This is a genomic window from Pseudenhygromyxa sp. WMMC2535, from assembly GCF_011083025.2.
Map to the genome: position 1 here is coordinate 95,478 of NZ_JABJWV010000001.1, position 12,201 is coordinate 107,678.

Annotated in this window: 7 protein-coding genes; 3 read left to right on the plus strand and 4 right to left on the minus strand. The window is 71.1% G+C overall.

Going from position 1 to position 12,201, the window contains the following annotated elements; all coding sequences use genetic code 11:
* Window positions 1–8: 8 nt before the first annotated feature.
* Window positions 9–1,820 carry an acyl-CoA dehydrogenase gene (locus tag G6O69_RS00380; RefSeq protein ID WP_172301440.1) on the minus strand — a complete coding sequence of 604 codons (1,812 nt, stop codon included), beginning with the start codon at window positions 1,818–1,820 and terminating at the stop codon, window positions 9–11.
* A 354-nt stretch (window positions 1,821–2,174) separates the two neighbouring features.
* Between G6O69_RS00380 and G6O69_RS00385 the strand changes: the two genes are divergently transcribed.
* A complete protein-coding gene (locus G6O69_RS00385) occupies window positions 2,175–3,584 on the plus strand; it encodes an MBOAT family protein (RefSeq protein WP_172301442.1) in 1,410 nt (469 codons plus the stop codon).
* Window positions 3,585–3,587: 3 nt separating this feature from the next.
* On the plus strand, window positions 3,588–7,040 hold the full coding sequence (locus tag G6O69_RS00390; RefSeq protein ID WP_172301444.1) for a hypothetical protein: 3,453 nt from the start codon (window positions 3,588–3,590) through the stop codon (window positions 7,038–7,040).
* Window positions 7,041–7,074: 34 nt separating this feature from the next.
* Here G6O69_RS00390 and G6O69_RS00395 read toward each other — a convergent pair whose 3' ends face one another.
* Together G6O69_RS00395 and G6O69_RS00400 are read right to left on the minus strand one after the other, a co-directional pair.
* Complete coding sequence (locus G6O69_RS00395) at window positions 7,075–7,236, minus strand: hypothetical protein (RefSeq protein WP_172301446.1); 162 nt, start codon at window positions 7,234–7,236, stop codon at window positions 7,075–7,077.
* A 291-nt stretch (window positions 7,237–7,527) separates the two neighbouring features.
* Window positions 7,528–10,167: a helicase-related protein gene (locus G6O69_RS00400; protein WP_172301448.1), complete on the minus strand. Its 2,640-nt coding sequence runs from the start codon at window positions 10,165–10,167 to the stop codon at window positions 7,528–7,530.
* Window positions 10,168–10,209: 42 nt separating this feature from the next.
* Here G6O69_RS00400 and G6O69_RS00405 point away from each other — a divergent pair, with 42 nt between their 5' ends.
* Entirely contained in the window at window positions 10,210–10,896 is a 687-nt protein-coding gene (locus G6O69_RS00405; protein ID WP_172301450.1) for a hypothetical protein, read from the plus strand.
* On the opposite strand, the gene G6O69_RS00410 is transcribed toward G6O69_RS00405, so the two are convergent.
* Window positions 10,883–12,184, minus strand: a complete 1,302-nt coding sequence (locus tag G6O69_RS00410; RefSeq protein WP_346016984.1) for an aspartate kinase — start codon at window positions 12,182–12,184, stop codon at window positions 10,883–10,885. The two genes, G6O69_RS00405 and G6O69_RS00410, sit on opposite strands and share 14 nt — an antisense overlap.
* Between the last annotated feature and the right edge of the window lie 17 nt (window positions 12,185–12,201).

Consider the following 12,201-nt stretch of genomic DNA (forward strand, 5'->3'; position numbering starts at 1 on the left):
GTCGCAGCTCAGCCGGCGAACAGCGCCTCGTCGAGGCAGCTGCGGTCGCCCGAGCGGATCGACTTGCTCAGCCCGACCACGCGCGGCAGGTAGTTGGCCACGAAGAAGTCGAGGTTGAGCAGCTTGCCGCGCAGCAGCGGGCGCTCGCCGACCTCGGCGATCTTGCGCTTGGCGACCATGGCCTGATCGAGGGCCTCGTAGCCGAGGACCACGTAACCCATGGCGTTGAGGAAGGGCGTGGCGTGGAGCATGGCCTCGTCGATGTCCTTTTGCCCGAGGCCGGCCATGTGCATGGCGGCCGCGCCGACGGCGTCGACGGCCTTGCCCAGGGCGGTGGCCTGCTCGCCGAAGCCCTCGGACTGGGCCTGCTCGACGGCGGCCTTCATGTCCTGCATCCACTCCATGAACAGCTGGCCGCCCTTCATGCGCAGCTTACGGCCGACGAGGTCGAGGGCCTGGATGCCGTTGGTGCCCTCGTAGATCGACTGGATCTTGGCGTCGCGGACCAGCTGCTCGACGGGGAACTCCTGGGTGTAGCCGTAGCCGCCGAAGATCTGCACGCCGGTCACGGCGACGTCGAAGCCGAAGTCGGTGCAGATCGACTTGCAGATCGGCAAGATCAGGTCGGCGCGGCGATCGGCGCGAGCCCGGACATCCTCGTCGGGGTGGGTCTCCGAGAGGTCGAAGTTGAGGGCCAGGCGGTAGCACATGGCGCGCATGGTCTCGATGAGGACCTTTTGGGTCATCAGCATGCGGCGCACGTCGGGGTGCTGGACGATCGGCACGCTCTTGGCGTTGGCGTCGCGCATGTTCTTGAGCGAGGTGCCCTGGACGCGCTCGTGGACGTAGTGGCGGGCGTACTGGAAGGAGGCCGAGCCGGCGGCCAGACCCTGGACGGCCACGCCGAGCCGCGCCTCGATCATCATCTCGAACATCACGCGGATGCCGTCGCGCTCCTCGCCGACCATCCAGCCGCGGCAGGGGCCGCGCGCGCCGATCCCGAGCACGCAGGTGGCCGAGCCGTTGATGCCCATCTTGTGCTCGAGCTTGAGCACGTGGGCGCCGTTGCGCTCGCCGAGCTCGAGGGTCTCGGTGTCGAACCAGTACTTGGGGACCATGAACAGGCTCAGGCCCTTGGTGCCCTCGGGCGAGCCGGGCGTGCGCGCGAGGACCAGGTGGCAGATGTTGCCGACCATGTCCGAGTCGCCGCCGGTGATGAAGATCTTCTCACCCTCGAGCAGCCACACGCCCTCCTCGTCGGCGGGCTTGGCCTTGGTCCGGTTGTCGCCCACGGACGAGCCGGCGCCGGGCTCGGTCAGGCACATGGTCCCGCCCCACTCGCCGGCGAACATCTTCTCGGCCACGGGCACCGCGAGCCCCTCGGGGGCGTACTTGTGGATCACCCGGGCGGCCGCCGTGGTCAGGCCCTCGTACATCATGAAGGCCATGCAGGCGCCGGAGCCGACCTCTTCGAGGTAGGCGCCGATCACCGCCGGCATCCCGCCGCCGCCGAGCTCGACGTCGGCCCGCGGCGACAGCCAGCCGCCCTCGCAGCTCGCCGCCCACGCATCTTTGTAACCCGGCGGCGTGGTCACGTTCCCCTCGTCGTCGAGCTTGCAGCCCTGACGGTCGCCGCCGGCGTTGAGCGGGGACAGGATCTCGCGGGCAAACTTGTAGGCCTCCTCGACGGTCGCCGTGTACACGTCGCGGTCGAGGTCCGCGTAGCGCTCACAAGGCGCGAGCGCGTCGTGAATCTTCAGCTGGTCGAAGTAGGTGAAGAAGACGTCATCCGTGTCGAAGGTGTAGGCCGTGCTGCTCACGCTCGGGGTGTACTCCTCGTGCGCCGACTTTTCCAGGGGCGGCGAAATTCATGCGGCTACAGCGTTAAAACCCTGAGCATGCGTAGCATGCGAAAATCGCGCATGGCCTCTCGGGACGAGGCGAGGCGAGCGCACTTTGGCGCCCGAAGCTCCTCTCGCGCGCCCGCGCCCATGGCCTCGCCGAGCGCCCCGCCGAGCGCCCGCCACGATCGCGCAAAACCCGTAGCCACGGCCGGGCGCCGCCCGACCCAGACAGGCCCGCGACCCCCATCCAGTACCCCGCAATCTCCACCCACTCAATCGAGCCTTCGTTGATCGAATCACTCCCGCCAGGGCACCACAGTCCACCCACTCGTGCACTTCGACTCCCTCGAATTCATCCTCTTCCTGACCGCGGTCGTCCTCGGCTTCGCGCTGATCCCCGGGCGCGCCCGGCTGGCCTGGCTGCTCGCCGCCAGCTTGGGCTTCTACGCGGCGTGGAGCGTGCCCTTGACCGCGCTGATCCTGATCTCGGGGGCGACCGACTTTTGCGTCGGCCTGCTGATCGAGCGCAGCCGGTCCCAGCCTCGGCGCAGGCTCCTGCTCGCCCTGAGCCTCGCCATCAACCTCGGGTTTTTGGCCTACTTCAAATACAAAGGCTTCTTCCTCGACAACCTCGTGGCCCTCGGGCTCATCGAAGACGGCGGCTGGGCCGAGGTCCTGCTCCCCCCGGGGATCAGCTTCTACACCTTCCAGACCATGAGCTACAGCATCGACGTCTACCGTCGAGAGCTCACGGCGACCCGCTCGCCGCTGCAGTTCCTGCTCTACGTCTGCTTCTTCCCCCAGCTGATCGCCGGCCCGATCGAGCGCGCCAGCAACCTGCTCCCGCAGTTCGAGGCCCTCCCCCTGCACCGCCTGCGCCTGCGTGACCTCGACGCCGGGGCGCGGCTGATCATCTTTGGCCTGTTCAAGAAGGTCGTGCTCGCCGACTACTGCGCGCTGCTCGTCGACCGGGTGTTCTCGGCGCCCGAGGCCGCCGGCGGCTGGGCGACCCTGTGCGCGCTCTATCTGTTCACCCTCCAGATCTACTTCGACTTCTCGGCCTACTCCGAGATCGCCAAGGGCTCGGCCCGGCTGCTCGGCATCGAGCTGGTCTGGAACTTCGACCAGCCCTACCTGGTCACCAACATCTCCGACTTTTGGCGGCGCTGGCACATCTCGCTCTCGAACTGGTTTCGCGACTACGTCTACAAGCCCCTCGGCGGCAGCCGGGCCAGCAAGAGCCGGGTGCTCTTCAACCTCGCGGCGACCATGTTCTTGTCGGGGCTGTGGCACGGGGCGGCCTGGAACTTCGTGCTCTGGGGCCTCTTTCATGGCCTGCTCTTGTTGATCCACCACCAAGGCCGCGCCCGCCCGGCGATCGTCGCCCTGCGCGAGCGGGCCCCGCAGCTCGCCCGTGGCCTGGGCTGGCTGTTCACCCTGCACGCGGTCGTCCTCGGCTGGCTGCTCTTTCGCGTCGAGGACATGCGCAGCGTGCCCTACATGCTCAACGAGATCGGCCGCGCGCTGATCGGCAAGGAGCCCGTGTCGTGGCCGGCGATCGCCGGCATCGCCGGCTTCTTTGCGATCCTCGCCATCAGCCTGGCCGCCCGGCGGACCCGGGCCCTCGAGCGCCTCCAGGGCTCGCCCACGCTCTCGCTGTGCGTCTACGCCGGCTTCGCCTGCGCCGCCATCTTGCTGGCCCGCGACGAGGTCACGCAGTTCATCTACTTCCAGTTCTGAGCCATGGCCAAGCGCCCCAAACACACCACCGACCCCGAGCGCTCCGACGCGCGCGCCGGGCAATTCGTGCTCGGCCTGATCGCCGCGCTGCTGCTCGTCGATCTCCTGCTCGGCGCGCTGCCTCGCCAGGTCCGCGACACGCCCGAGGGCCCCGGCCCGGTGCGCGCGCTGCTGGCCGCGCTCGAGGATCACAGCGAGGTCGAGGGTCGACGCAGCTGGTTGATGATCGGCGACTCGGTGCTGGTCGGCGACACCGGCCAGGCCGAGCTGCCCGACTGGCGCGAGCGCCGACTGATCGACTACATGCGCCGCGAGCTGGCCAGCGACGCCGACGTGGTGTTCGAGCAGACCGCCTACAGCGGGCTGCTGCCCGTGGACATGCTGGCGATCGTCGAGGCCCTCGACGCCGTCGACGCCGACGGCTCGGTCTCGCTGCTCGTCCAGCTCTCGCCGCGGCACTTCTCCCCGGCCTACGCCGCACAGCGCGAGCACAGCCGCCCGTGGTTCGCCGAGCTCGGCCACGCGGCGCTCCCGGCCCCGGCCGGTGGCGACAGCGAAACCATGGGCGCTCGGCTCGCGGCCTCGCTGTCCTCGCGCTTCGCCGCGATCGCCCGCCATACCCCGATCTACCGCCACCGCGAGCTCTTCGCGGACGCCCGCGAGACCCTCGCCGAGCCCAGCGACATCCCCCTGCGCGTCGAGGGCGACCACAAACGCGATCGCCAGGGCGAGGCGCAGCGCGAACGCGAGCTGAGGGGCGCGCTCGAGGCCCGCGCGCGCCTCTCGGTGCACTACCGCGACCCGGACCTGCGCCCCGAGTCGGTTCAGGTCGCCGCTTTGACCGAGCTGCTCGCGCGCTGCCGGGCCAGCGGGCGCCGCGTGGTGTTCATGGCCACGCCCGTCGAGGACGGCTTCTTCGACGCGCAGCTCGACGCGCGCGCGCAGGGCGACTACCTGGCGAGCCTCGACCAGCTGATCGCCCCCGACGGCCGCGCGGTCGAGCTGCTGCCCATGGATCACCCCCTCTTCGCCTCGGCGATGTTCTGGGACCACGTGCACCTGCGCCCCGAGGGCCACCGGCTGCTAGCGATCAACCTGCTCTCCCAGCTCGGCCTCGGCCTCGAGCGCCTCCCCGCCCGCCGCGAGCTGATCGCCCGGGAGGCCGTCGACCGCAGCTTGATCGCCCGCATCGAGGCGGGCTACGCCGACGGGCCAGCCTGGGCCGCCAAGCTCTCACAGCCCAGCGGCCTGGCGATCTCCGAGGACGGCGCGCGCCTGGTCATCGCCGACACCGGCAACCATGTCCTGCGCGAGCTCGGCGGCGACATGCGGGTGGTCTCGACCCTCGCGGGCGCCCCCGAGGAGGCCGGCGAGCGCGACGGCGCGGGCCGAGACGCGCGCCTCGACAGCCCGCGCAGCCCGGTGTTCATCGCCGACACGCTCTACTTCATCGACGGCCGCGGCACCCGGCTGCGGCGCCTCGACCCCAGCGGCGAAGTCAGCACGATCCACCGCAGCCGCTGGCGCAGCGCGAGCTTGCGCGCCCACGCTGGCCAGCTCTACGTGCTCCAGCACCGCTCCTCGGGCAGCCGGATCCTCGAGCTCGATCCCGACGTCCAAGACAGCGAGGGCGTCGAGCTCGTGCTCGCCAAGGGCCGCAAAGGCGATCGCCTCGTCGCCTTCGACCTCGACCCCGAGGGCGACGCCTACCTCGCCGACGGCAGCGGCCGGCTGCTGCGTGTGCCCGCGCTCGGCGAGCGCACGCGCCCCCTCGTGCTCGAGCGCGGCCAGCGGGAGGGCGAGGGCCTCGAGCTGCTCTTCGACAACGGGATCGACGCCAGCACCGGCGGCGACCCCAGCCCGACGGCCGCGACCACGCCGCGCGCCGTGCTCCCCCAGGCCAAGGACGACTTCTTCCCCTACAGCTACGAAAAGCTGCTGCTCTCACAGGTCGCCGACCTGCGCTACGTCGAGCGCTACGGCGGCCTGCTGATCCAGGACCTCGCCCCCCAGCGCAAGCGCGGCAAGTACGGCAACCCGCTCACCGAGCGCGCGCAGCTGCGTTACTTCGACCTCGAGCGCGAGCAGATCTACCCCTGGCTCAAGCCCCTCGTCGCCGGCATCGGCTATTTCTACAAGAACGACAGCACCGAGGGCTTCGCCTCCTACTACCACGAGGGCTCCATGGCCGTGCACCAGGCCAGCGCCACGCTCTTCTACCTCGAGCGCGAGCGCTCGCGGCTGCTCCGCCTCGAGGACGGGCTGCTCGGCGTCGCGAAGATCAGCCACGTCCGCTACAACAAGCTCGGCATGTCCGACGTGCTCGCGTCCCGGGCCGGGGAGCGGGCGACGAGCGACCTTCGCCCCCACGATCACCTGATCACCAACGAGCGCTACCGCGAGCTCGACGGCCCCTACACCTGCTTGATGATCGGCTCGTCGATGCTCGCGATGTCCGACAGCGTCGGCCAGTACTCGCTCGGCAGGGCCCTCGACGAGCGCCTCGGCCTCGAACTCGAGCTGCGCGATCGCAAGGCTCTGCACACCTTCTTGCGCGTCATCCCCGGGGCCAGGATCCAGCGCCAACTCGAGACCCTCGACGCCTTCACCCAGGCCGGTGGCCGCCCCGACGTCATCATCTTCGAGACCAACGCCTCGGACTTCCTGGCCGAGGACGCCGACGAGGCCTTCATGGTCGAGCAGCTCGACGCCATGGTCCGCAAGGCCGGGGCCTGGGACTCAAAGCTGATCATCCTCGACACCTCGCCCTACTTCGCCCGCAACCGCGACGGCCTGCGCGAGGTCCCCCAGCGAGTCCAGCGCTTCCTCGCCCTCGCGCGCCAGCGCGAGATCCCGGTCATCGACGTCGCGGATCGCATGCTCGACGCCCACCTCGAGGTCTCCCCTCTGTCCTCACCGCCGATGACTGGGATCCACATGTCGCCCTGGGCCATCGACGCCCTCGGCGAGCTCACCGCCTCGGCGCTCTCGCCGATCATCCGCGAGTTCCTGCGCGGACGGGCGCCCGCGGCCCGAGCAGACGCGCGCGCGGACGCGGGCAAGCGCCGCAAAAAGCAGCTCGCCGCGGCCTTCGAACTGGCCGAGGCCGCCGAGATCGACTGGGGCGCGGCCTTGCCTCGGCTCCCCCCGGCGGCGATGCAGTCGGTCCTCGTCGGCGAGCAGCTCCAGGTCTTCATCGACCTCGGTCAGCTCCCCGCGCACGCAGGCGAAGCCATGGACGCCAGCGAGCTCGACGCCCTGGTGCTGGCTTGCATCTATGAGCACAGCGTCCGCCAGCGCGACGGTGCTCGCGGCGCGACCGTCCAGATCGGTCGCTTTGGGCGCTATGACGAGTATGGGGCTGGGGTCCTCGAGGGGGCGGCCATCGTGCACGCGGAGCAAATTGATCGCGCACGCCTCGAGCGCTTGATCGCAGATTTCGACGCGACGCCGTGAGCGGCGATCGCCTCGGCGGGACGAAGGTGTTCGCTCAGGCGGCGAGCTCGGCGGAGTCCTCCTGCTCCTGCGCCTCGCGTGCCGCCTCCTCGGCGGCGTAGGCAGCGGCCTGAGACTCCAATAGATCGAAGACCATCGCCCAGTAGCGGGGGTAAAAGAGCTCGGACCGGATCGCGTACTGGCTGGACATGGACATGGTTCAACTCCCGGCCATCAGAGGGCCTCATGGTTCGAGTGTCCAAAGGGTCACTTCGAAGCTCAGATCCACCCAACAAAATTGCGTAATCACGATCACACAGTGATCACGACTACACAGAGTCCAGGCCGCGAGGCGAGCACCCGAATCAGACCAGCGCCGCGCACTAGTGTGCGCGCCAGAGGACTTCGTTGCTCGTCAGTCATTTGTGCCCGACAAACTCCCTCCTCGCGCCTCGTCAGCAACCGGCGGTCCGGCGCCTGAGACCCTTCAAGTCCTCTGGCGCGCACACTAACGCAGCCGCAAGCGCCGGCTGGCCTGGACGAAGAACACCGAGAAGCCGCGAAAGCGCGGCAGCAGCTCGCGCTTGGGCTCGCCTCGCTTGCGCGCGCTGCCGTTGTCGGGGCGCAGCGTCACTCGGCGACGCTCGAAGTCCACGGCGCAGGCGTAGCTCGCCCCGCGCTCGCTCCACAGCCGCGGGAAGTCGGCCAGCAAGCTCGCGGGGTCGCGCTCGCGGTCGCCGACCAGGGCCGCGCTGGCCTCGTCGATCACGGCGCAGCGCGGGCTGAGGTCGTCGGCCTCGAGCAGGGACCAGTCCTCGCCCTGCTCGAGGCCCAAGCCGGCCAGGCGCGGCTCGAGCCAGGCCTCGAGCTGGCCGCTCCCGTCCTCTCGCGGGTCGCTGGGCTTCGGCGCAGGCGGCAAGGGGGAGGCCTGGCCCGCGGCCGCGCTCGCGTCGTTGATCAGCGTCCACAGGTGGAGCTCGTCGGCGACGCGCTCGCGCAGCTCGACGGCGGCGCTGCCGGAGTCCCCGGCCAGGCCGGGCAGGCGGCGGCCCTCGATGAGCATCGCGACCACGGCCCGGCGCAGCGCCTCCCCCTCGAGCACACGAGCCTCGCGCTCGAGCACCGCCCCGGCGTAGCGCCGCTCGACGCTGGCCACGACCTCGAGCGGCTGGCTGGGCTTGGAGCGCACGCTGGGCTCGGTGACCTCGAGCTCGCCGAGGCCGGCCGCCGCGACCTCGGCGAAGCTACAGGGCAGCAGCATCCGGCCCGCGCCCCGGGCCCGGCTGCCGGTGCCGATCCACTCGTGATCCAGGATCAGGCCAGCGCGCGGCTCGGGGTCCCGGGCCTCGGGCTCGAGACCCCAGGCCGTCCACTCGCGCAGCCCGAGCTCGACGCGGCCGTTGCCCCAGGGGGTCGGCGGCGGCGACTTGCGAGCGCGACCGCCTGGCCCACGACCTCCACCGCGATCGCGATCCGCCCGAGGACGCCGCACGAAGAGCGCCTCGGGGATGCGCGCGAGCAGGTGCGCGACCAAAGCCGCGCGCGCGGGCAAGGGCCCCGCTCCCCTGCGCGCGCCGACCAGCTCCGCCAGCGAGTCGGCCAGGCGTCGAGCCTCGCGCAGCCGCGCCGGGTGCAGGCCGTGGGTCGCCGCCCGGCCGTGGCGCAGGAGCCACAGCGAGGCGTGGACCTCGTCTCGGCAGCCGCCCGGGAGCTCGCGCAGCAGCGCCGCCCGGGCCTCGTCGACCGCCCCGCGGCGGCTGCCTTGCAGGGCGCCGAGGGGCAGGGCCAGGCTGCGCCCGAGCTCGAGCAGCGCGACGAGCTCGGCCAGGCTCGCGGCGAGCTCGGGCGGCGGCTCGAGCAGCACCCGGGCCATCTCGGCGGACACCGGGAGCCCGGCCAGGGACTCACCCAGCGCGGTGATCCGCCCCTGCGCCGCGAGGGCGCCGACGCTGCGCAGGCGCTCGCGGGCCGCGTCCAGGGCGAAGCTCGGCGGCGCCGCCAGCCACGGCGCCCGGTCCAGCGCCGGGCCGTCGAGGCCGCAGCCCGCCGCGCGCAGGACCAGGTCATCGAGCTCGATGCGCTCGATCTCCGGGGCCGTGACCTCCCGCGGGACGAAGCGCTGGGACCACAGCCGCAGGCAGCGACCCGGCGCCACGCGGCCCGCCCGGCCGGCGCGCTGATCCATGCTGTCGCGGGCGACGGTGGTCAGCGCGAGCACCGAGCGCCCGCCACGGTGGACACGCATGCGCGCCAGGCCGCTGTCGACCACCGCCCGCACCCCCGGCAAGGTCAGCGCGCTCTCGGCCACGTTGGTCGCCAAGAACACCCGCCGCGGGGCCCCCGGGGGGCGCTCGGCGAAGGCGTCGACGAGCACCTGCGGCGGCACGCCGCCGTGGACCGCGACGCACTCGATCTCGGCCCCCAGCCCACCCCCGGCAGCCCGGCCCTCGAGCTCCCCCGCGCAGCGGTCGATCTCGCCTTTGCCTGGCAAGAACACCAGCACGTCCCCGGGCTCGCGCGCGAGCGCCTCCTTCACGGCCGCGGCGACCCGGCGCTCGAGGTCGCGCTCGCCGGGGGCCTCAGCGCTCTCGCCGAGGTAGTCGATCGCCACGGGGAAGCTGCGACCTTCGGCCCGGATCACCGCGGCGTTCAGCGCCCCGGCCAGGTCCTCGGCGGCGAGGGTCGCCGAGCACAGCACCAGCTTGGGGCCCTGCTCTGGCCGCGCTCGCAGACCCCGCAGGAGCGCGACGAGCAGCTCGACCTCCCAGCTGCGCTCGTGAAATTCGTCGATGATCACCGCCGCCCAGCCGGCCAGGCGATCCGCGGCGTAGAGGTTGAGGGCCATGCCCGGGGTCACGAAGAGCAGCCGCGTCCCCGGGCCGCTGCGATCCTCGAAGCGCACCCGGTAGCCCACGTAGCCGCCGGGCTCGCCCTCGCCCCGCGCCCGGGCCAGGTGCAGCGCCAGGGCCCGGCAGGCCACGCGCCGCGGCTCCACGACCAGCACCGGGGCGTCCAGGGCCTCGGCGGTCCAAGGCGGCAGCTGCGTGGACTTGCCCGAGCCCGTGGGCGCGGTGACCACCACGGGTCGCGCACCGGCCAGGGCCGCCAGGTAGTCGCCACGAAGCGCGAAGATCGGGAGCTCGGCCACGGCCGCAGACCATAGCAGCCCCCTGCGGTAGCATGCTCGACCATGACGACCCGGCCCCTGACTTACCTGCTCCCCCTGGCCGCGCTGCTCCCCCTCGCCGCCTGCGGCGACTCTGGCAGCGACGACGACGTGATGTTCATCGAGACCGACGCCGGCGAAGAGAGCACCACCGACACGACCTCGACCACGGACACGACGGACACCACGACCGAGTCCACCGACACCACGACCGAGTCCACCGACACCACCGAGGAGTCCACGGACACGAGCGACACCACCGAGTCCACCGAGTCCACCGACACCACCGAGTCCAGCAGCGAGGAGGACACGGGCGTCCAGGACTTCTCGACCTACACGGCCGAGGCCGCGCCCGGGTCCTCGAACCGCGTGGTCGTCACCCGCCAGAACTTCAACGTCACCACCTGCTCCGAGATGGTCCTGATCTCGCCGCAGATGTTCGACGACTTCGACGTCGAGATCGACGATCCCTGGCGCGTCGAGTTGGTCCGCTCCTGGGAGGGGACCACCGACTGCCCCGAGGACAAGAGCGACCCCGACTTCGAGGCCGGCGGCGGCACGGGCAGCATCGACTTCCTGGGCTTCGACGCCCTCGACACCTACCCCTGCGCGCTGAGCTTCGAGCTCGAGATGTACATGAACACCGAGCCGCCCAGCGCGGTGCCGTGGATCAGCGACAACGTCGTGGTCGACGGCGTCAACTGCGGGTAGCGCCCGCCTCGAGACCAAAGCCCGCGTGCAACATCCGTACGGCCAGCTCGCCGTACTTCTCGTCGACGACCACCGAGACCTTGATCTCGGAGGTCGAGACCATTTGGATGTTGACCCCCTCGCGGGCGAGGATCGAGAACGCCTTGGCCGCGACGCCGGCGTGGGTCCGCATGCCGACCCCGACGATCGAGATCTTGGCGATCTTGGGGTCGGCGAGGATCTCGACGTCGGGCTGGCTGGCCACGGCCAGCCCCGAGAGCGCCTCGCGGGTGCGCTCGAGCTCGGCCTGGGGCACCGTGAAGGTCACGTCGGTGTGGCCCTCGCGGCTGGCGTTTTGGATGATCATGTCGACGACGATGCCGCGCTCGCCGAGGGCGGTGAACACCGTGGCGATGGTCCCCGGCACGTCGGGACAATTGGTGAGGGTGACTTTGGCCTCGTCGCGGTCGAGGGCGACGCCGGCGACCAGCACCGCCTCCATGTCGGGGGTCTCGGGCACGATCCAGGTCCCTTCTTCGAGGTGCAGGCTCGAGCGCACGTGCACCGGTACGTTGAACTTCTTGGCGAACTCGACGGAGCGGATCTGCAGCACCTTCGAGCCCAAGCTGGCGAGCTCGAGCATCTCTTCGTGAGAGATGCGCTCGAGCTTGCGGGCCGAGGGCACGAGGCGCGGATCCGCGGTGAACACCCCGTCGACGTCGGTGAGGATCTCGCAGACGTCGGCGGAGATCGCCGCGGCCATGGCCACCGCGGAGGTGTCCGAGCCGCCGCGGCCCAAGGTGGTGACGTTGCCGGCCTCGTCGAGGCCCTGAAAGCCAGCGCAGACGACGATCGAGCCGGCGTCGAGCATCGCGTGGATGTTGGCCGCGTCGATCGACACGATCCGCGCGTTGGTGAAGCTGCCCGAGGTCACCAGCCCGAGCTGGTGGCCGATCAGCGAGACCGCCTCACCGCCGAGGTCCTGGATCGCCATGGCCAGCAGCGCCGCCGAGACCTTCTCGCCAGTGCTGACCAGCTGGCTGAGCTCGCGCTCGAAGCCAGGGTCGTCGCGCTTGACCGGCGCGACCCAGCCCTTGCCGTCGGTGCCGGTCGCCTGCTGCTGGTGACGCCCGATGGCGTGCAGCTGGTTGGCGAGGGCGATCAGCCGGTTGGTCTCCCCGGCCATGGCCGAGACCACCACCACCACTCGGTCCCCCTCGCGCTGCCGCGAGAGCGCGCGCTCGGCCACGGCGCGGATGCGCTCGAGGGTGCCGACGGAGGTGCCGCCGTATTTTTGAACGACTAGCACGCTTGGGTTTTCGGCCC

Bases quoted from the DNA above. Each gene is read 5' to 3' on its own strand.
- G6O69_RS00390 (WP_172301444.1), top strand. From the start codon at position 3,588: ATGGCCAAGCGCCCCAAACACACCACCGACCCCGAGCGCTCCGACGCG.
- G6O69_RS00395 (WP_172301446.1), bottom strand. From the start codon at position 7,236: ATGTCCATGTCCAGCCAGTACGCGATCCGGTCCGAGCTCTTTTACCCC.
- G6O69_RS00405 (WP_172301450.1), top strand. From the start codon at position 10,210: ATGACGACCCGGCCCCTGACTTACCTGCTCCCCCTGGCCGCGCTGCTC.